Source organism: candidate division KSB1 bacterium, from assembly GCA_024655945.1.
Lineage (GTDB): Bacteria > Zhuqueibacterota > Zhuqueibacteria > JANLFK01 > Oleimicrobiaceae > Oleimicrobium.
In genome coordinates this window covers 61,587-81,575 of sequence record JANLFK010000009.1, presented here as the reverse complement: position 1 = coordinate 81,575, position 19,989 = coordinate 61,587, and the positions used below count along the sequence as shown (strand labels likewise).

Below are 19,989 nucleotides of genomic sequence, written 5' to 3'. Positions count from 1 at the left end.
GACATCAGCTTCATACGCAGGTGCAGAGCCGTTGTTTCCTCTCATCGTGGTCATGCCGGAAACGCTATTTCCAGGGTTAAAGGTAAAGAAATATCAGCAGGAAGTCAAGGAAAATCCGAGGACATTTTGGAGAGGTCATGCAAGAGCTACCCCGTGCTCAAATGGATGGGGCTTGGCGAGGAAAAGGCGCGCACTGCCTGAGAAAGCCGCTTTCCGGTTTCCCCCGGAGGCCCGACCGCAAGTGTTGCGCGATCACGGTCGGCACTCCGTTCGACCGCCGTCGGGCGGGACTTCCAGTGTGGGGGCGACTAGACGTGCTGCGCCCAAAAGGGTTGATGACCCCTGCAGGCACAGGCTGCTGGCGGGATGTATTCTGCGGCGCGCCGGATACTGTTTCGCACGAGGCGCAACAGCAAGGCATGCGTCCAAATCCCCTCTGCGGCATCTCTCGGTCCTCCCCCCGCCCCGTCTGGCTCAGGCTCCTCACTGTGAATGAACGCTCCCCGCACAGGAGAAGGGGCACGCTGCCTCCTTCCGTCGAATGCGGGAGGCCGACCGATGCAAAAAGGACTTGATTGTCACGGGGAATGGAGGTAGGACGGCGGCAGGTTCGTTTTGGCCTCCCTCTCGGCCCGACACGGGACTTCCAACACTCCACTTTGGAGCCTGGTCTCGCAGCCTTTCAGCGGGGGCGGTGCCGCGCAAGCGCCCCGCAGTCGGCACTCAGATCATGTGCCGCCGCTGCTCCTTTATCTCCACACGCAGCTTCTCCAGGCCGCGACGGACATCATCTAACGCCTTCTCGGCCCAATCGCGCGCCCGCTCCCGCCACCTTTCCACCTCCGGCCTCTCAAACTCAAAGTGCCATAGGCGCTCGCGGGGAAAGAGGAAGTAATCCCGCCTTGGCGTTCGCTCCCACCACCATAGGCGCGGCGTGCCTCTGCCGAACACGCGGATGCGCGGTCTCTTGCCCAAAACCACCGTGGTCTCCGCGCGCGTCCCCTTGCGAACGTAAGCGACGACCACCGAGTCGCCCTCCTCTTTGTCGGAGATGGCGTCGGCCACGGCGTCTATGTCCTGCATCTGCCGCCCATCAATGGTAACGATGACGTCACCGGGCAACAACCCGGCCTTGTCTGCGGGACTGTTCTTTTCCACCTCCGTTATCAACACGCCCTCATCTTCCTTCACGGCAAAGTATTCGGCCAGCGAGGCGTTCAGTGCCTGAAGCTCCACGCCCAGCCAGGCACCGCCATCCCACCAAAATCTCTCCAGAGGGGGCAATGGCGGAATCACCACCCTTTTGGTTACGCGAGGTGGCCGACCGAGGGTAACTTCCACCTCACGACGTTTTCCCTCCCGCACGTACTCTACCTTGACCTTGTCGCCAGGTTTTTGCGCCCGCACCGCGTCGATGAGGTCGTCAGGGTCCTCCACCTCCCGCCCGTTCATGCGGACAATGACGTCATCCTCTTTCAGGCCGGCCTTGTCGGCGGGACTGTTTGGCACCACCTCGATAACGAGCACCCCTTTGCCCTCTTTGACGCCAAGCTCCTTGCGCCGCTCCTTGTCGAGTTCCTGCAGATAGACCCCCAGCCAGGCACGGCGCTCGCCCTTGGTCTTCACGACCACCACCTTCTCGGCGGCCGCCACTTGCGCCAGCGTCAACGCTACAAGCGCAATGGGTAACCAGAGCCACCTCTTCACGGTAATGCCCTCCTTGTTGCCATCGTTCACTCCCTTGCTAAAAGTCTGGCAAGGTGCTGTGGGGGCGGTCTTCAGCCCCTCTGGTGCGCGCAACCACCTCTTTGACTGGCACATGGCAGAAAAAGTTTCCACGCCGGAGGTGACCGCGCTGGGTAGGACGCGCGCCCCTGCCTACCGGCAACCGCACCGCGTCAGAACCCCTACCTCGTGTACGGCAACCTCCCCGCAGAGCCGCCAGAGCCAAAAACGCGAAAATGGCTTGACTTTTACGGGCCTTTGGCGTATCTTTGCGCAGGGTGTCGTGAGCCCCTTTGCCAGCCAAGGAACGAGAGATATGCGGGTGCACATCGAGGAAAGACGGCCAAGGCAGCCCTACCTGGGTTTGATATATGGAGGCCTCGTCATCGCGGGTCTGATGGCGCTTCGCCTGCTGCGGCCCCTTCTTCAGCTTGCGTCTCCGTGCGCCTTTCACTCGCTCACCGGCGTGCCTTGCCCGAGCTGCGGCGCCACGCGTGGTGCCGTCTTCCTGGCCAACGGCCGCATAGCGGACTCCCTCCGGGTGAATCCGCTGTTCTTCGTTCTCTATGTCGCCCTCATCTTCTGGGGGCTCGGCGCGATGGGGCTGATGCTCAGCAGACGGAGCATCACGGTCACGCTGAGCAAATGGGAAAAGAGGCTGCTGCGCATCGGCCTGGTCTGCGGCATCATCGCCAACTGGCTCTACCTCATCCTTAGCCATGCGACGGAGCATTTTTCGATGTAGGTGCTCGCACGCGTAACTTTGCGGCGGTCGTTCCGTAATACGGAACAGCAGGAGCAGACAGGCCAACTTTGAGGAATTCTCCCACAGAGACCAGCGGAGGAAACCATGCGGCGCAAGTGTCCCAATTGCGGCAAGATGCCCGAGATCCCGGAAGCAGGGGGCTACTGCACCCACTGTGGCACGTACATCCCGCCTCGCCAGGTTCCTGTGAGCTCGGCACCAGCTGCCAGTGCCTCCTCAGGCAGTGGCTGTCCCTGGGAAGAGATGGAGCACATCGGCTTCTGGAAGTCCCTCTGGGACACGATCAGTGGCGTTCTGTTCAGCCCTAACGCCTTCTTCGCGCGGATGCCGGTCACCGGTGGCATCGGCAAACCTCTCCTCTTCGGGCTGTTGGTGGGGAGCGTGAGCAGCATCGTCGACACCATCATCAGCCTCTCCGGCTGGTGGTGGCCGTTGGGCCTGCGCCACTACCCCGGCATGGCGGAGTTCCCCGACATCTTTCCCCTGTGGATGTCCCGCACCGCGCTCCTGCCGCTGGTCACTTTGACCGCGCCGATGATGGTGCTGGTGGGCATTTTTCTCTGGGCAGGAGTCTTGCACCTGTGCCTGATGCTGGTCGGTGGTGCACAAAGGGGGTTTGAGGCGACTTTTCGCGTGGTGGCCTACAGCGAGGCGGCCTCGCTCTTCCGCATCTTGCCTTTCTGTGGCAGCATCGTGGCTCTCCCCTGGATGATCGTGGTGGAAATCATCGGCCTTAAGCAAGCGCACCAAATCTCCTCGGGCAAGGCGGTGGGCGCGATGCTTCTGCCCCTGCTGCTGTGCTGCGGGTGCGTGGTGAGCCTCCTTCTTACCTTGGGAATCGGCGCCTTTTCTACCTTTGTGCCGAACCTTTTCCGATAGCGCGCGCCGAGCCCCGGCGTAAGCTCGTCTCTGTGCGTAGTGGCCATGCCTTGGCACGGCTCCTTGCGTCGGCGTGGCTACAGTGTGCAGGGATCGCCCTGCCGCTTCCCTCGCTGACCACGCAGCCTGACCGGCGACGGGACCCATTCCCTTCTTGCCTCCGCCCTGATCCCGCGGCACATGAGGATGGCCAAGCTGTGCGGCTATCTTGTCCTGGCGGGCCTCCAAAGCGGCAAGTGCGGCGCTGTTGTGCCGCGCGTCCCCTGCAAAGAGCTTGATTTTCCAACGGCGATGTCGTATATTGCACTTGGCAGCATGGACTCACGGACAAGGGCGCGAAGGAGAATGAAGGCAGTGCTGCCGACTGTGCAGGTCGGCTTCACAATCGAGCGGTTCCGCGGCATCGAGCCCTCGGTGCTATTAGGGCTGACGCGCCTGTTGGGCTTGGAGTTCGCCGAGATCACCCGGACGGTCTTTGCGGAGCTGGATCGGGTGGTGCCGTGTGTGCGCCACATGCAGACCGGGTTCCACCTGCCTTTGGTGCACGACGACGGTTGGGACTTTTCCTGCGCGGATCACCAGGCGGAAATCGACGAAGTCATCGAGTTGATCAATACACACCGCCAGGCTCTGCGCATAACCCACTGCATTGCCCACCCACCCGAGCCCGAGCTGGCTGCCGGGCAGGTGGAGAGCTCAGTGGAAACTCTGTTGCGCAATTTGGCGCGCCTCGACCCGCCGCTTTTCCTCGAGAACATACCTGGCCAGTCCATGGAGGAGTTTCTTGCCCTCTACACGCACGCAAAGGAGGCGCTGGGGCCGAAACTTTTGGGCATGTGCTTCGATGCCCCGCACTGCTACCTGCGGGGCATGGACCCGGTGGCGCAGTTGCATGCTCTCAACGGGCACATCGGCTGCGTGCATCTTTCGGACTGCCGGCCGGGGAGCGACGAGCACATGGCCTTCGGTTTAGGCGGGGTCCTGCCCATCGAGGCCATCCTGGCCACCTTGCGCCGCTTGCGCTACCGGGGCATTATCAACTTGGAGATCCTTCCCCGCTCCATAGACGACTTGGAGCCGGCCATCGCCAGCTACCTTATGGTGCTCCGCGCGCTGCACCCCCGCAAATACGTGACCACCAAGTTGCGCTTGCTGGTGGTGCGGCCGCTCCTGCGCCACGTCGTCCCGTAACTAAAGCCGCTTCCCTCTGCCGCCCTATCCCGCTTGTCCAAGGACGGCCTCAGCCACCCTCACCGCCTGTGGTCTACCCGCTACTTCTTTTCGCCGTAAAGGCTATCCCACGACTCGGGCTGACCCTTCAACCAGCGGTCGAACCAGGCGAGGATCGTCTTCGTCCAGCGGATGCGTTTTCCGTCTTCCATGATGGTGTGGTCTTGCCCCTCGACTTGCACCAGTTCAACCGGCCTGCCCAGGAGCTTGAGGGCAGTGTAGAATTGAATGCTCTCTCCCGGTGGCACATTGGTATCGGACGTCCCATGCAGCAACAGCAGAGGGGTTTTCACCCTATCCGCCATGAACAGAGGGCTCTGGTCGACGTAGATATCGCGGCGATTCCATGGGAAGCTGTTGGCCGTGGCCGTAGAGCTGTACAGGTAGCCCCAAAAGCCTTCGCCCCAGTAGGAGGCGATGGAGCTGATGCCCGCATGAGCCACTGCGGCAGCGAACATATCGGTTTTGGTGGTGAGCAGCATCGTCATAAAGCCGCCGTAGGAGGCGCCGATGCAGCCGACGCGCGTGCTATCCACAAAGGGGTGGCTGCGCAGGAACTGCTTCACGCCCTCGATGATCTCCTCAGAAACGGTCTTTCCCCAGTCGTTGACGTGGAGGGCGGAGAATGCCTGGCCAAAGCCTGTGGCACCGCTGGGCTCCAGCACATAGACCACATAGCCGTTGGCTGCCCACAACTCCTTTGGGTAGCGGCCCCCAAAATCCCGGGTGACCGGACTCGTGCCGCCGTAGTAGTAGACGATACAGGGGTACTTGTTTGCCTGGTCAAAACCGGGGGGCAGGTAGACACGCCCCGCGATTCGCCTGCCCTGCGAGGTGACAAAGTCCCAAGGCATGCAGCGGCCAAAGCGGACGTGCTGGTAGGCTGCCTCTGCCGGGTCGACGAATGTCCGCGCACGCCTCTTCCGTAAGTCCAGCACAAAAGCTTTGGGTGGCACGCAGGCCGAAGAGCCGAGGTAAGCAGCTACCGGCACCCGCAAGGCTATGTCCAAGCCGCCGATGACCTCGGCGCCTGTGTCAAGCTGGTCAAACTTCCTTGTCCGCAGATCGTAACGAAACAGGTGCACAAAGGCACGGTCGGTAGCCACGAAGTAGATGCACGGCTCTACATGGCTCCACACTGCCTGGTTGATGGCCGGGTCGAAATCCTTGGTGATCGGGTCAACCTGCCCGGTGCGCAAGTCGTAGAGGAAGGCCTGCGTGTCGTACTCGTTGGGGGTGACCCCTTCTGGCACCTTCATGCCCACTCCTTGGAAGGCCGAGGGACCGCCCAACACCAGGAGCTGCTGCCCATCGGGCGACCACTGCGCACTGCTGGTCCAACCGCTCGTCCACAGGGAGTCCACCGCCATGCTGCCCAAGTCGAGGGCGTAGTAGGCCGTCTTGGCGTACGGGCGCTCGGAAAAGTCTTCCCACGAACGGCTGAAGAGCAGCTTGCGGCCATCGGGGCTGATGCTGTTGAGCGCCGTGGTCAAAGAGCCGGCGGTGACTCTGCTCCGCACACCTTGCGGCACACTGACACGATAAAGAAAGCTTCTCTCCCGCCAGGTTGGCCAACGGTCTGGCATGCCTTGCAGCCGCTTCAGTCCACTCTTGTCTGGCTCAGGTTTCTCAGTCACCGAGTGGATGATGAAGGTGCCATCAGGAGCCCACGTATATCCGGAAAAGTTCTGCACGTCACGAAGAAGCGGCGTGGTGCTCCCCTGGTCGAGGTCAACAATCCACAGGGTGGTGAGCTCCTTCTCCGAGGTGGTGTAGGAGATGCGCCTTCCGACCGGTGCCCAGGCCAGCCGCGCAAGCTTTACGCCGCCTCGGTAGGTGGCCAGCAGGCTGCTGTCGCGCAGGCGACGCAGCTCGATCCACTCCTCGCTTGTCTCGCCGGGTGGGCGAGTCTGGCGGATGCTCACCGCAGCAAGTTCCCCCTCGGGGGAAAGCGCGATGCTCTCAGCCCGCGGCGCGTCCATGAGGTGGCGTATGGACATCCTTTGCGTCGGCGCGGTGGTCAGGCGCAGTTCAGCAGCGCTCCACCCTTCTGGCAGTTCCAGGGTGGCGTCCAACCGCCACGGCGCGGTGCACTCTGGGTCTCTGAGGGCCTTGACAAGCAAGAGATGCACGCCTGTCTCAACGCCGATGCTCTTTGCCTGCCCAGAGCTATCTGCCTTTGCCCCGGAGTTCTTCTGCGTGACGAGCACTTCGCCGTCCAGCATGGCCTGGAAGAGGTGTGGGCTCCGGATGAGGAATTTCGCCTCGGTGAAACGAACGGCATCGATGAAGGTCGCCAGGTAGCAGACCTCCGGCACACCCCCAGCGGAAGGCAGGGCCACACCGCTCGTCTCCGCCTGTACCAGCCGCCAGGTCAAGTGCCTTCCGGCATCCCAGTCAACCACCTGACCCGCATAGGGCCACCACTCGGAGACATCCACCTGGGGAAACTCCAGCAGGTGGCCAAGGGTGAACTTCTCGCCCTTGGGATTCTTGGCATTGTGGTACAGGGGCAGGGGCGCAGGAACCGGGCCGAATAACAGCCACTGACCGCAACGAACCTGGGGCATAGCCTCGCTTCCATGGGCGGTTGGCAGGCTGCGCAGAGCAAACAAAAGCACGGCTGCCAAGCAGGCTTGACGGCGTCCACTGCGCATGGGCATGTTCTTCCTCCTGGCTTTATGGCGGAGAGTTTGCTCAAGGACATCGCACCGAGGCGAGCGCCAGGTCCTGAGGCGCGGCCTGGCGCTTGCCTGTCATCCGTGCCGCTCGGCTCTATCTCCGTTCCGGCTCTGGCACCTTGACCGGATAGGGAGGAGGCGGCGGGATGGTCTTCTCCTCGGTCTCCAGCTGTTTAAGAATGACCTCGATGGCCTTGTTCAGTTGCTGGTCAACACCCGCGTATTCCAGCGCGGGATCGTTGTCCACGACGATGTCCGGCTCCACCCCCACGCCTTCGATAATCCACTCTTTTCCCTCAATGTCGTAGCGGGAAAACTCGGGCTTGTTTAGCGTGCTGCCATCCAGGAGGGGCAGGGAGCCACGAATGCCGACCACCCCGCCCCAGGTGCGCTTGCCGATGAGGGTGCCTAACTTGTGCTGCTTGAAGCGGAAGGAGAAGAGATCGCCGTCCGATGCAGAGAACTCGTCGCACAGACAGACCTTTGGCCCCCACAGCATGCCGCCTGGATCCACCGATGGCGATGTGTTGCGGGCGATGGTAATCATGGCGATCTCCCGCCGCAGGCGCTCGATGAGCATAGGCGAGACGTTCCCCCCGCCGTTGCCCCGCACGTCGATGATCAGCCCCTTCTTGCGGAGCTGCGGGTAGTAGTACTTCACGAACTCGTTCAGTCCGCGCACGCCCATGTCCGGCACGTGGATGTAACCAACCTTGCCGCCAGTCGCCTCGCTGACCTTGCGGATGTTCTCCTCCACCCAGTTGAAGTAGTAGAGGTTGGCCTCATCGGCGATGGGCACCACAACCACCTCGCGCGCGCCCTTGTCGCTGGGCACGCTGTTCAGCTGCAGCTTGACCTGCGTGTCGACCTTGTTGATCAAGGCTTGGTAGATGTTCGCCATCTGATTGGTGGGCTTGCCGTCCACAGCGATGATGAATTCGCCCTCCTTGGCGTCCACGCCGATCTCGGTGAGGGGCGAACGCAGGGACTTGTCCCAGTTCTGCCCGCGGAGAATCTTCTTGATCTGGAAGTAGCCGGAGGGGTGTTTGACCAACTGTGCCCCGAGCAGCCCTGTCTGGATGCGCTTGGGCTTGGGCATGTCGCCGCCGGTGATGTAGGTGTGCCCGCAGCTGAGCTCGCCGATCATCTCGCCCACCAGGTAAGCGAGGTCGGCGCCATGGTTGACGTGCTCCACCAACGGCCGGTACTTGTCCTGCACCCCCTTCCAGTCCACGCCGTGCATGTTCGGCACGTAGAAGAATTCCCGCATCTGCCGCCAACACTCGTCGTAAACTTGCGCCCACTCCTCTTTGCGATTCAGGGTCACCTGCAGGCCCGAGAGGTTGAGCTTGTCCTTGACCTCAATCTTGCCCTTGGGCAGGTCGATGATGGCGTAGGTCTGCTGCTGCCTGATGAGCATCTTCTTCTTGTCGGCAGAGATCTCATAGCCGTCCACCTGGCCCAGCTCGGTCTCCTTCTGCTTGTCAAAGTCGAACAACAAGAGGACCGGCTTTTCGTCGCTGCTGCCTTGGCGGATGTAATAAAGCGAGGAACCCACGGAGGTGAGGTTGCGGTAGGCCGCGGCCTTAATCGGCAGCCCGACAATACGGTCTTTCAGCCCTTCTGGGTCCACCCGCACCAGGACCTTCTTTTCCTCTTTGGGCTTCTCCTCCTTGAGTTTTTCCTCCTTGCCTGTCTTCTTGGCCGGTTCCTCCTTCTTGGGCGCTTCCTGCTCGGCGGCCACCGCTACCTCATCGCTCTTGGGCTCGAAGGGCGACTTGACGTCCTTGGCCAGGGTGACCAGGTAGATGCGCGCCATGTCGCGATAGGCGTGGTTCCACTCCGTCTGGCTGTAGATGGGGTTAAAGTCACGGTCGGAGACGAAGAACAGGTACTTGCCGTCTTCGCTGAACACCGGCTCCCGCGACGCATACCAGCCGTCGGTCACTGCGAAGGTCTGCCCATTCTCCAACGAGTAGATGTAGACCCTGGGCATTCCCTCTTCTTCCGGGCGCGCGTAGGCGATCCACCTGCTGTCCGGCGACCAGGAATAGTCCCGGATTTCGAAGGCCGTGGCCTGCGCGACGTCTTTGATCACCTTGCTGTCGATGTCCACGTAGCGCAGCCTTTGCAGGCGGTCGCTCCACATGATCTTGCGGCTATCGGGCGACCAAAGGATTTCGTACTTGTACGTGCCCTCCTTGCTGGTCACCTGCTTGGGGGAGCCGCTGCCGTCCTGGGCAATCAGGTAAATTTCGTCCTCGCCGCTGGCGTCCGAGATGTAGGCCACCCAGCGTCCGTCGGGCGACCACTTGGCGCTCCGTTCTTGCACACCCGAGGAGTTGGTCAGGTTGCGCGTGGGGCCGCGTTCCGCAGGCACGGTGAACACTTCGCCCCGCGCGCCAAAAAGTGCCCGTTTGCCGTCCGGCGCAATCTCATAGTTGGTGATATTCTTGCTGACGTCCACAATTGCCGGCCGCCCCGTGGGCAGGTCATCGGCGATGATGATGGGCACCTTCTCGGCCTTCTCCGTGGCCAGGTCGAAACGGTAGATATAGCCACCCTGCTCAAACACAATGGCGTCACTGCCCAAGGAGGGGAACTTGATGTCGAAATCGGTGAAGAAGGTCAGCTGGCGCGTCTCCCGGGTGTTGAGGTCGACCACGTAGAGGTTCATCCGTTCATGCGGGTCACGGTCGGACAGAAAGTAGATGCGCTCCCCGCTCCACATGGGGATGATGTCCTGGGCAGGATGGTTGGTGAGGTTCTCGGTCCTTTTGGTGGCAAAGTCGTAGATCCAGATGTCATCGGCCATGCCGCCGCGGTAGCGTTTCCAGGTGCGGAATTCGCGGAACACGCGGTTGTAAGCCAACTTGCGGTCGTCGGGCGAAAAGGAGCAGAAGCCGCCGCGCGGCAGGGGAAGCTGCTCTGGCAGTGTGCCGTCCACGCTCACTATGAAGAGCTCGCCGATAAAGGAGTTGAAGGACTTCATGCGCGAGCGGAAGACGACGTGCCGCCCATTGTGTTTCCACCCCATGACGATGTTGTTGGGCCCCATGCGGTCCGACACGTCGTCGCGTCCCAAAGTGGCGGTGATGGTCAGCCGCTTCGGCACCCCTCCCTGCGCAGGCATGAGGTAGACTTCGGTGTTGCCGTCGTACTGCCCGGTGAAGGCGAGCCATTTGCCGTCCGGGGAAAAGCGGGCGAACATCTCGTACCCTTCGTGGCTGGTGAGCTTACGCGCCACGCCGCCGGTAGCGGCAACGGTATAGAGGTCACCGGCGTAGGTGAAGACGATCTGGTCGCCATGGATGGCAGGAAAGCGAAGCAACCGCGCCTCTTCCTGGCCATACAGAGCCACGACGGCCATCAGAATGATGAATCCGACGATACGCTTCATATCGCGTCCTCCATGCATTGTGCGCGTCACCTGTGGCCAACCCCCGCGTAGTGAGGGGACCCCGTTTCGGAACTGGTCAAACTCTGCGGAGCACCAGCACCCCCACCCGGTCGGTGCTCGTATGCAGCCGTGACCGCATCCAGGAGTCCCGCGGGCAGGGCCTCGACCCTTGGCAAAGCTATGTGCTCCTGCCGCACTCCCCATCCGCCTTGACCGCGAGGACTCCCTCACCAGCGCACCTGGACCGTTCTTGTTGCCACCCCCGCCTTCTCGGCAACCACGCGCAGTTGCAGCGCCCGGACCCCGCCTCCCATGTTCACCAGCCACGTGCCGGTAGCTTTGTCCGGTTCTGAATCCCGCACCAAGGCTGCCTCCTGCTGGGTCTTTTCGCCGCCCCCCGGCCTGCGCCGCTCTGAAGGTGCCGGCTCTCGCCTACCTTCTCGCACGGCAAGATTCTTGGTTTCCTTCCCTTGCAGGTTGCCTAAGCGGAGCACTTTGGGCATGGAAAGGATTTCCAGTGGCCCGCCATCTGCCTGCAGTGAGGCCAGCACAGCGCGTGGCGGCTGCTGTGCGTAGCGAGTGGCCTCCCCCAGCGCCGTGCGCGTCCCCACGGCACCGGTGTTTTGTACGGTCACCTTGACCTCAGCCAGGAGGAGGTTGCCCTCGCCGCCCTTGCTTGCGGAAAGCACAATTGCGCCATCTTCGGCCGCGGTGGCATGCGCATCCCCGGTCCCGCCGAGAATCTGGAGTGGCACTACTTCCACCTGCGCGATGGTGATCAAAGGAGTGAGTTCCGCTGCCTCCACCACAAAAGCTGCCTGCTGGGCGCACACCTTTTCCAGCCACTTTCCGGGTGGCGGATTCTTCCGGTAGAACCCCACCCAGCCACCCACTTCTACCTCACCAAGCTGCGGGTGGTGGAAAGTATGCCAAGGCACGAACCCCTTGCCCTGCCACTCCTGCTGCAGGAAATCAATCCACCCGAGTTCCTCGGCCAGTTGCCGACCGCCGCTATCCTCCTTGCAGAACTGTTGGGGCAAGCTCCACACGCTGGGACTGAGCGCGTACACGCAATAGTCCTTGTAGGCCCAATCCAAAAGCGTCCCGCACCTTGGCTGGGGGCGCGGTTCGGGCGGCACCTGGCGTGTGCGCCGCTGGCGCAGCTCTTGGAGCCTTGTCAGTCTGGCGATAGTCTCCTGGCTGATGCCATACTGCTCGCGGAGGGAGCGCCCCTGCGGAGAATTGGCCATCTCCCTGATGTTACCCATGCGCAGGACGTCATCGATGTTTACCTGCGCCGGGAGCTCCTGAGCCAGGGTGCGCCGCAGGGATTGTTCTTCCTCCGCGGCGGAGGTGTCCGGCGTGGCTGCCTCGGCAAAGCCGTGCGTCATGGCCTTGCCCGTCACTTGCCGATAGCGTCGGCCAAAGAGTTCGTACACCTCCCTGTCCAAGCGAGGGATCTCCTTGTCCGCAATGCTGTCGAAAGGACGATAGAGCACACCCTCACCGGACTGGTAGACAATGAGCAAGGCGACGTTGGGGTGGTCGGTGAGGAAGTGCAGGATGGCCTCCGTCTCCGGTTCCGATCCCGGGTACATGCCGGAGCCCGGCACCTCCGCATCTAGCTTCCACCCGGCCGGAAAGTTGGCATTGAGCATCACGCCTCCGGGCCCATCCTCGTTGTAGGCGCCATCGCCGTCGTTGTCTGACCCCTCCGTGTAGAGGCGGTAGGCTACCCCAGGGTTCGCCCGCCGGGGGCGCGGCAGCATGATGCGAGGGTCCTGCGCGCTGGCCACATAGTCGCCCTGCTCATCTTTCACTCTCATCTGGGCGATGAACCCGTCCTTGTCCAAGTCCTCGGCCCCATCCTCGTCCAGGCGGCCATCACGGTCCTCGTCGGTGGGACGCATGTTCGCCACTGCCGCTTTGCCAGGCTGCCTGACGTTTCTGTCTGAGGCATCCGGATTGGGCGAGGGCCAAACGTAGAAAGTCCTGGTGTCCACAAGCTGGCGCAAGCGTGGATCGTTGGCATAGTTGCCGAGCAGATGGTCCACCACCTTGAGGGCCACCTCGGTCCCTACAGGCTCATCACCCTGCAGACTGCCCGCCACAAAGATGCCTGGCTTTTCCTCGGCGGCGCCTGTCTTGCGGTTGGTCACCTCCATCACCCACAACTCCCTGCCTTGAATGCTCTTGCCAGCGGAAGTGAGCTTAGCCAGGTCGGGGTACCCGGACTGCAGGGCACGGAGCTGCGAAGTCAGCTCCTCGTAGGTGTGATATTTGTCACACTTCACCTTTTCGGCTCCTGCCGAGAGGTGCGGCAGCGCGGCGGTCAGTAGGACCCCGGCTACCCATGGGAGCAAAACGCGTATTCTCATGTTCACCTCCATCCACCTGAGCCGTGCCTCAACCTGAGAAACGCACAGGGAGCGTCTTTCGCACCACGCCGCCGCGCTGACTGTTGTACTCCAGATTGATGGCACCATTCCTCGTCTGGCCGACCCTCACCAGGAAGCGGTAAGTTTGACTGCTCCGCCCGCCAAGATATCCCACTTCCACCTCGCTGGGAGCTTCGGTGGTGAAGCCGGTGATGCGGCCCAACATGTTTGCCGGGTCGGAACGCCCAAGGACTTGCACGCCGTTGACGCCCTTGATGCGCAAGCGATCCGGCCGGGTGGCCTTGATGTTTATCGCCTGCGCTGTGGCGGTGGGGATGACACCGTGGTTGCGGATCTCAACGTCCAGCCAAGCCAGCACCCCCTTCTCGGCTCTCAGGTCCTTGGCTCCAATCTCCAGCACGTCGCTGACCGTGAGTGCGGCGCGGTCACCTTGCGCTGCCCGAGCGAAGGAGCAGAGCGGAACGAGCTCGGCCTTGACAAACTCCAGGCGCGGCAATTCGCTGGCCACGTAGAGGTGAAAGCGCGTATTGGCCAGGCAGTGTTCCTCCAGGAAGCGCGCCGGCGGCGAACGGCGCACAAATTTGGCATAGCTGCCGCCAATCTCGATCTCGCCAAGCTGCGGGTGAGTGAAGGGCTTCCAGTCTATCCACCCTTCGCCATGCAGTTCCTCGTCCACCCAGCGCAACGCCTCCGCCTCGCTCACATCCCCGTCGCCATTGTAGTCGGCCGGGATGCCCCACAGCTCGATGAGAAACGAGGGCGCGCCGTACATGCTGTAGGTCCACGGCGGGAACTGGCCCACGCCGCCGTTGAGCGTCGGGCGATACTTGAGGATCTGCACCCCGCGTGCGGCCAGGATCTGGTACATGGTCAAGTCGCGCTGCTTCTCGCGTTGTACCGTGACGTTCAGGAAACCTTCCATAAGTTTCTGCTCCTCAGCGCTGAGGGGAGGAAGGTCCAACTCTGCTGCGCGGCGCCGCTCGGGAGGTGGGGCACTTTCCATGCGCGCCTCTTTGCCCAGCGCCATCATAATCAGTTTGCCGGAGTTGTGGTAGTGGAACACGCCGTTGATGTTGGGATGGGTGCGGAAGAACTCGATCACCCCCTTGGTCTCCGGTTCCGAGATGGGGAAAGGCCAACCGTTCTGCACGCTGTAGTCGTAGGGAAAGTTGCGCGCCATGTCCAGGCCCCCGGGGATGTCCTCATTGATGGAGCCGTCGCCATCATTGTCGATGCCCTCGGTCCCCAGGAGAGTCCAGCCGCCCGGCGGTTCTCCCGGCTTGCAGCGCACCAGGAGCCGCGGATCCTCCGGGCTGATCTTCCAACGCCCCAGGGGGTCCCGCTTGCGCATTAAGGAAATCTCGCCGTCACCGTTCAGGTCCTCCTCCGGATCCTCATCGTAGAGACCATCGCCGTCGTTATCTATGGGGCGGTAGTTCCAACGCGGATGGTGCATGGTGTTCGGCTCGGTGATGAAGGAATTCATTGCGTCCGGATTTACCGACGGCCGCACGTAAAAGACCACCCGGTCGACCAGGTCCGTGACAAAATCGTCGTTGCCATAGCGCGTCAGGAGATACCAGCAGGTGTAGAGCGGCACCATCATGCCGTTCACTTCGTTCCCATGGATGTTGCCATCGATGTAAAAGCCTGGCCTTTCTAAGGTATCGCCCTTGGCAAAGTTGGTGATCTCCATCACCCAGAGCTCACGCCCCATGCGGCTTTTCCCCGTGGAATAGAGCTTGGCCAGGTTGGGGAAACGGCCGGCCAAGCCTTTGAGGATTTTGGTCATTCCCTCGTAGTCCTGGTAGGTTTTCCAGTTCACAAGAAAGCTCTCCTCACCATGACTTTTTCCGGGCGAGCGTACCTGTCCGGTCGCCTGGGTCGTCAGGCTGAGGAGTTGCCAAACCACCAGCGCCGTGCACAGCCATCTCATCGCGCTCTCCTCCTTGCTCCTGGTTATCCCTGTGGCACGCCTTCTGGCGCGCTACCTGTCTCCGCTCGAGCCGGCGGCACTATGGCCCCCCGCAATCTACTGCGACGTAATACTCTCGCGCACGTAACTCCGCCATGTCTGCCTCCTCCTTCTTTTTCCAGAGACGCAGTAAGCGCGCACGTTGCAGATGACACTCCCTCGCCAAATATGAATCCGGGAACGAGCGGGCCGAGCGCGTGAAGAGCTCGTGAGCGCGACATAATGAATCCGGGTCGCTCTGTGCCGCTAGACGCTGTGCCTCCAGGAAATCCTTCCGCCAAAGACGAGCCACAGGACTCATGCGCTCGGCCTCCTGAAGGACGCGGAAGGTATCAAGCTGGACCCTTGCCCCTTTTGTCAGAATGGGGGGAATAGGCTCGTGGAAGAACGCCTCCAGCCCCTCCACATAGGCCGCCGCTTCCCGACGATTGTAGGCTGGCTGCCGCAGACGCCACTCTTCTGCCGGATTAGTGAAGAACGACGCCTCGACGATGACCCCCGGAATGCCGTAGGTCTGACGGAGAACTGCCGTTCCGGCCGTGGGGAAGATGGTGTGATCTGACGCCAGACTGAGCGGCGTCTCCGGGCGGTGGAGGGCGCGCGCCATGGCACAGAGGAGATGGCGGCCCAGCGCCACGCCGGCCTGGTTTTCGGAAGCGCTGCCATGGAAGTAGGCCACCGGAAAATTCACCCCCGTGTCTGCAGCGGCATTGTGGTGGATGGAGAGAAAGAGGTCTGCCTCTCCTGCCACTGCCACACGCGCCCGCTCAGCCAGCGGCACTTCCACGTCCGCGGTGCGGGTCATGAGCACCTTGGCGCCGCGTGCCTCCAGCAACTGCCGGAGAACCAGGGCAACGCGGAGATTAATCCATTCTTCCCTTTCTCCTGTGGGGCCGATGCGGTAAGAGTCGACGGCACCTGTCCCGCCGTGTCCAGGGTCAAGGCAAATGGTCCTACCTCTGAGCGCAGAAGGTCTGTTGCAATCAACGACAACCAACAAGAACCAGAAGATCATTGTCACCACGCAGGAGAGGGGCACAGGCGCAGCACGGCGAGGACGAAGATCACGCCGTCCACGCCTCATCTGAGACCAACTGCACCCGGCGCCCTGCCTGTGGCTTTGCGGGACACATGCGGGGTCGGCTTTGGGGCAGACGCCTCTTGGGAAACCGGAGCGACGGGCCCGAGTTTGGCTCCCTGGCTCGTGGGGATAGGATGCTGCCATCGTGCTGCCATTGTACGAATTTCGCGAGAAAAAGTCAACAAGAATATCGCGGCGAAGAAGAGCCCCTCATCACGCGGGTTAGCGGGGCGGTCTTGGAAGGGCCAAGCCGAAAAGAGCTCTGCCATTGGTCAAGGACCTGCCTCTTCTGCGCAAGATGCCCGCGAAGGCGCGGACGCCTCTGATGCCTTGCCGCACCAGCGGCCTGGGCACACCCGCTCCATTTGACCTTGACGCCACCAGCATCGCACTTGGGCACCTGCCGCACCGCACGGCTGTGCACCACTCGCACGCAAGGCCCCTTTCCTCGACGCGGTCCAGACCAAGAAGCTTGAAAAGACCGCTGAAGCGCCAGTGTGTCGTCGCCTCTCTCATCCTGAAGCTGAAAGAGCGCCGGCCGAGGACTTGTCGTCGCAAGGAGGCAACGCTTACCGCCTTGCCATCGCAAAGAGGTAGAGCCCCCACTGTGATGAGCGCCGCGTGCGGGCCATGCGCCGGAAAAGGGCGGGGGGAATCCGGTCTCCAAAAGGATGGAAAAACAAGGGCGGGAGGAGGAACAGCCCATCGATTTCCACCTCCCGGAAGCCGACCCACCGGCACAACTGGCGAAAATAGGCCGGCGTCCAGCGCTCCTCGTATCCGTAGGAGCGCGAAACAAGACCTCGCAGCGTGGGATAGAAACGCATCAGCTTTCGGTGGAGAAGCAATTGGTGGAGCGCCTCGTAGACGGCCCAATCCTTGCGGCGGCCGTTGGGCACGGAGAGGACCACCCTCCCGGTTTCGTGCAGAAGCCTGGTCCAGCTCTCCAGCACAGGCACGTGGTTCCGAAAATGTGCGAGCAGGCCGAAAGAGATGAGGGCATGGAAGCTATGAGGCTTGAAAGGAAGGTGGGTCGCATCGGCCACCACCGCCAGCGCTCACCCGGAGGCCGATTTTGTCCTGGCGCAGGTCGCCCTCGCATTTGAAAGGAGCAGGTCAGTTCCAACGCAATGGACGCCTCGCCGCAGGAGATATTCCACCCACCGGCCGTCGCCGCAGCCGATGTCCAGCACGGTGTACCCGGGCAGCAGATTCTCGTCCAGCATCTGCTGGACCTGGCGATCATAGGCCGCAGAAGTATACTCTGCGATGTTCGACCAGCGCGGTCCGGGCAGAATAGGTTTGCCTTTGGCATACCGTTCCCACTCCTGCCCACTGCTCCGTTCCGCTCCGCAGGCCATTGCGCTCCACCTCCGATTTCATCTTGGGCACAAGGCACTATGCCTTTTCAGCAGTCCCCCGGACTCGGCTTGGCCGGTCGGAGGACAAAGGAGATTGGGCTCGTCCTCGGGCGAATCGCGCTCCCGTGTCCCGCGCCGGATTGGGAACTGCCGGATGCCGTGGCCAATCTGCACCCAATGCTCAGGCTCCGCACCCCAAGACACGGTCTATGCTCTTGAGCTCCTCAAGAGAAAACTGTAGGTTGCGCAGCGCGCCAACATTGGCCTCAAGTTGCGCAACCTTGCTCGCGCCAACCAGGGCAGAGCTCATGTGCGGATGCCGCAACACCCAGGCGAGGACCATCTGCGCTAAACTCTGCCCGCGGCGCTTGGCAATCTCATCCAGGCGGCGCACCTTGGCCAGCGTTTCCTCCGTAAGCTGCTCCGGCCGAAGGGAGCCATGCGGCTTGGCAGCCCGCGCATCAGGCGGAATCCCGTGCAGGTAGCGATCGCTCAGCAACCCTTGCCCCAAAGGCGAAAAGGCGATGCACCCAATGCCGAGCTCCTCAAGGGTAGCGAGAAGGCCCTCTTCGGCCCGTCGGTCGAGCATGTTGTACTTCGGCTGGTGAATCAGGCAGCGGACACCCATCTGCTCGAGGAGTGCTGCAGCCTGACGTGTCTGATCGACACCATAGTTGGAGATGCCCACGTACAACGCCTTCCCCTGGTGCACGGCGTGCGCCAGCGCGCCCATGGTCTCTTCCAGCGGCGTCTCGGGGTCGAAGCGATGGCTGTAGAAAATGTCCACATATTCCAACTGCAGCCGCCTGAGGCTTTGGTCCAGGCTGGCCAGCAGGTGCTTACGCGAGCCCCACTCGCCGTACGGACCAGGCCACATGAAGTAACCGGCCTTGGTGGAGATGACCAGCTCGTCGCGATGGCCAGCAAGGTCTTGACGGAGGATCTTGCCGAAATTCTCCTCGGCGCTCCCCGGCGGGGGACCGTAGTTGTTGGCCAAGTCAAAGTGGGTGATGCCAAGGTCCAACGCGCGCAAGATGATGGCACGGGCGGTGGAAAGGTCATCCACTTCGCCGAAATTATGCCACAGACCCAACGAAACGGTCGGGAGCTTCGGCCCGCTCTTGCCACACCGGCGGTAGGTCATCCTGTCGTAGCGGCTTGCGTCTGTTACCATCTCTTCCCTCCGCATGGGCCCAGGCGTTGCCCGGATAGTCGCTCACTTCGTTCTACCTGACTTGCTCCGAGAATCCGCACAATAGTGGGGCCGGAGCCTCGCGAAATGCCGTTTGTGCCTGCGCGTGGATGGTCGGAAAAGGACTCTCATGCGCCGGGCACATCAACCGAAGAGGAAGAACTTCCTCCTCTTGACCCCCAGTCGGCGCAGGTAAGCATCAAGCTCGGGCATCGGCCGGTCAGGTGCACGGAGCACTCTTGCGGCCGAGGTGAAGGTCTCCATGGGGAACCGCACGCGCAAGAGTTCAAAGCTCTTGTCAAAGTCGTTGACCGGCAGGGCGCGGCCTGCCAGCCAGCCGAAGGCATCCAGCAGCGCGCCGAGCCCCTTCTTGCGGAAGGAGATCACGGGTATGGGATAGTCGCTCCCGTAGAGAAAGCGATGCGGCATCCTCCTGGCCAAAGGGAGCACCTGGGCGACGTACTCGAATCTGCCCGGGAGGCAGAAAGCCGACATGTCCGCGTATAGCGGCACATGGGCGGCGACCTGCGCCACGCGCTCAAGAAGAAGCGCAAACACCTGCTCCCAGTACTCGTTGTGCCGGTCAAAGAGCGGGCCGAGCGGCGTGGCTGCATGCGCCACGATGAGCGTGGCCCCGTTCTGCAAAGCGAGCGAAATGCCGTCGCCAGGGCGCGAGCCGTAGCGCCCGGCGGCAGCGTTGAAAAGGAGCTCATCCGTCGTGTCCAGCACCGTAGGGATGGTCTCCTCAGGACCCACGTGCATGAGAAGCGGCAGGCCAAGCAGGGCCAAGGCGCGATAGAAGCGCTCCGCCAGCGGGTGCGTGGGGTCAATGCACTGAGCGGAGGGCAGCCACTTGCACAGCACTGCTCCGTCTCGGGCGCAGTACCAGAGACGTTCCAGCGCATCTGGGGCGTAGGGATGCACCGAGCAGCCGAAAAGGAACACCGGATAGATGCGCGCCAGTCCTGCACAGTAGTCGTTGGCCACGTAGAGATGCGTTGCCTCGCGCCGCAGGTGGCCGTCTTCGCCATAGACCGCGTCCAACGCCAGCAGCACCGCTTTGTCCACGTGACGCGACTCGCGCACCTGGCTGAAGAGCACGCTCACATAGCGCGGACCGGTAATCTGCTCTTCGCGCAGCTTGGTCACCAGCTTGACCCCCTCGAAGGAGGTGGACCTTTTGAACTCCTCGGAGACGTAGTACATCTTCTCGTTCTCGCCCGCGGGGCCGGCTATGTGCACATGAATATCGATTACGTCTGTGGGCGAAAAGGATCGTGGCATTCCCCTGCCTATGGTC

Annotated in this window: 13 protein-coding genes; 3 read left to right on the top strand and 10 right to left on the bottom strand. The window is 62.1% G+C overall.

The window, feature by feature from the left end; all coding sequences use genetic code 11:
- Window positions 1–723 precede the first annotated feature (723 nt).
- Window positions 724–1,707: a PDZ domain-containing protein gene (locus tag NUW13_11535; GenBank protein MCR4439654.1), complete on the bottom strand. Its 984-nt coding sequence runs from the start codon at window positions 1,705–1,707 to the stop codon at window positions 724–726.
- 334 nt (window positions 1,708–2,041) lie between these two features.
- Here NUW13_11535 and NUW13_11530 point away from each other — a divergent pair, with 334 nt between their 5' ends.
- The 3 genes from NUW13_11530 (at window position 2,042) to NUW13_11520 (ending at window position 4,561) form a co-directional block, all read left to right on the top strand.
- On the top strand, window positions 2,042–2,470 hold the full coding sequence (locus tag NUW13_11530) for a DUF2752 domain-containing protein (protein ID MCR4439653.1): 429 nt from the start codon (window positions 2,042–2,044) through the stop codon (window positions 2,468–2,470).
- Window positions 2,471–2,575: 105 nt separating this feature from the next.
- The gene (locus NUW13_11525; GenBank protein ID MCR4439652.1) at window positions 2,576–3,370 is read left to right on the top strand and encodes a YIP1 family protein; all 795 of its coding nucleotides are present in this window, start codon (window positions 2,576–2,578) and stop codon (window positions 3,368–3,370) included.
- A gap of 345 nt (window positions 3,371–3,715) precedes the next feature.
- Window positions 3,716–4,561, top strand: a complete 846-nt coding sequence (locus NUW13_11520; GenBank protein MCR4439651.1) for a sugar phosphate isomerase/epimerase — start codon at window positions 3,716–3,718, stop codon at window positions 4,559–4,561.
- An 80-nt stretch (window positions 4,562–4,641) separates the two neighbouring features.
- On the opposite strand, the gene NUW13_11515 is transcribed toward NUW13_11520, so the two are convergent.
- The 9 genes from NUW13_11515 to NUW13_11475 form a co-directional block, all read right to left on the bottom strand.
- Window positions 4,642–7,170 (bottom strand): S9 family peptidase, encoded by a 2,529-nt coding sequence (locus tag NUW13_11515; protein ID MCR4439650.1) that lies wholly within the window; start codon window positions 7,168–7,170, stop codon window positions 4,642–4,644.
- Between the two features lie 205 nt (window positions 7,171–7,375).
- Window positions 7,376–10,681: a PDZ domain-containing protein gene (locus NUW13_11510; protein MCR4439649.1), complete on the bottom strand. Its 3,306-nt coding sequence runs from the start codon at window positions 10,679–10,681 to the stop codon at window positions 7,376–7,378.
- Between the two features lie 227 nt (window positions 10,682–10,908).
- Complete coding sequence (locus NUW13_11505; protein ID MCR4439648.1) at window positions 10,909–13,059, bottom strand: M14 family metallopeptidase; 2,151 nt, start codon at window positions 13,057–13,059, stop codon at window positions 10,909–10,911.
- Window positions 13,060–13,087: 28 nt separating this feature from the next.
- Complete coding sequence (locus NUW13_11500; GenBank protein MCR4439647.1) at window positions 13,088–15,016, bottom strand: M14 family metallopeptidase; 1,929 nt, start codon at window positions 15,014–15,016, stop codon at window positions 13,088–13,090.
- A gap of 79 nt (window positions 15,017–15,095) precedes the next feature.
- Complete coding sequence (locus tag NUW13_11495; GenBank protein ID MCR4439646.1) at window positions 15,096–16,070, bottom strand: N-acetylmuramoyl-L-alanine amidase; 975 nt, start codon at window positions 16,068–16,070, stop codon at window positions 15,096–15,098.
- A 635-nt stretch (window positions 16,071–16,705) separates the two neighbouring features.
- Window positions 16,706–17,035 carry a hypothetical protein gene (locus tag NUW13_11490; GenBank protein ID MCR4439645.1) on the bottom strand — a complete coding sequence of 110 codons (330 nt, stop codon included), beginning with the start codon at window positions 17,033–17,035 and terminating at the stop codon, window positions 16,706–16,708.
- 159 nt (window positions 17,036–17,194) lie between these two features.
- Window positions 17,195–17,497, bottom strand: coding sequence for a methyltransferase domain-containing protein (locus NUW13_11485; protein MCR4439644.1), 303 nt, complete (start codon window positions 17,495–17,497; stop codon window positions 17,195–17,197).
- Window positions 17,498–17,678: 181 nt separating this feature from the next.
- Window positions 17,679–18,671 (bottom strand): L-glyceraldehyde 3-phosphate reductase, encoded by a 993-nt coding sequence (gene mgrA / locus NUW13_11480; GenBank protein MCR4439643.1) that lies wholly within the window; start codon window positions 18,669–18,671, stop codon window positions 17,679–17,681.
- A 162-nt stretch (window positions 18,672–18,833) separates the two neighbouring features.
- Complete coding sequence (locus NUW13_11475) at window positions 18,834–19,973, bottom strand: amidohydrolase family protein (protein ID MCR4439642.1); 1,140 nt, start codon at window positions 19,971–19,973, stop codon at window positions 18,834–18,836.
- Between the last annotated feature and the right edge of the window lie 16 nt (window positions 19,974–19,989).

Excerpts from the sequence above, each read along its gene's own strand:
- NUW13_11510 (MCR4439649.1), bottom strand. The coding sequence starts at position 10,681 with ATGAAGCGTATCGTCGGATTCATCATTCTGATGGCCGTCGTGGCTCTG.
- NUW13_11530 (MCR4439653.1), top strand. The coding sequence starts at position 2,042 with ATGCGGGTGCACATCGAGGAAAGACGGCCAAGGCAGCCCTACCTGGGT.
- NUW13_11485 (MCR4439644.1), bottom strand. The coding sequence starts at position 17,497 with ATGGCCTGCGGAGCGGAACGGAGCAGTGGGCAGGAGTGGGAACGGTAT.
- NUW13_11520 (MCR4439651.1), top strand. The coding sequence starts at position 3,716 with ATGAAGGCAGTGCTGCCGACTGTGCAGGTCGGCTTCACAATCGAGCGG.
- NUW13_11505 (MCR4439648.1), bottom strand. The coding sequence starts at position 13,059 with ATGAGAATACGCGTTTTGCTCCCATGGGTAGCCGGGGTCCTACTGACC.
- NUW13_11475 (MCR4439642.1), bottom strand. The coding sequence starts at position 19,973 with ATGCCACGATCCTTTTCGCCCACAGACGTAATCGATATTCATGTGCAC.
- NUW13_11500 (MCR4439647.1), bottom strand. The coding sequence starts at position 15,016 with ATGAGATGGCTGTGCACGGCGCTGGTGGTTTGGCAACTCCTCAGCCTG.
- NUW13_11515 (MCR4439650.1), bottom strand. The coding sequence starts at position 7,170 with ATGCCCCAGGTTCGTTGCGGTCAGTGGCTGTTATTCGGCCCGGTTCCT.
- NUW13_11495 (MCR4439646.1), bottom strand. The coding sequence starts at position 16,070 with ATGATCTTCTGGTTCTTGTTGGTTGTCGTTGATTGCAACAGACCTTCT.
- NUW13_11525 (MCR4439652.1), top strand. The coding sequence starts at position 2,576 with ATGCGGCGCAAGTGTCCCAATTGCGGCAAGATGCCCGAGATCCCGGAA.
- mgrA (MCR4439643.1), bottom strand. The coding sequence starts at position 18,671 with ATGGTAACAGACGCAAGCCGCTACGACAGGATGACCTACCGCCGGTGT.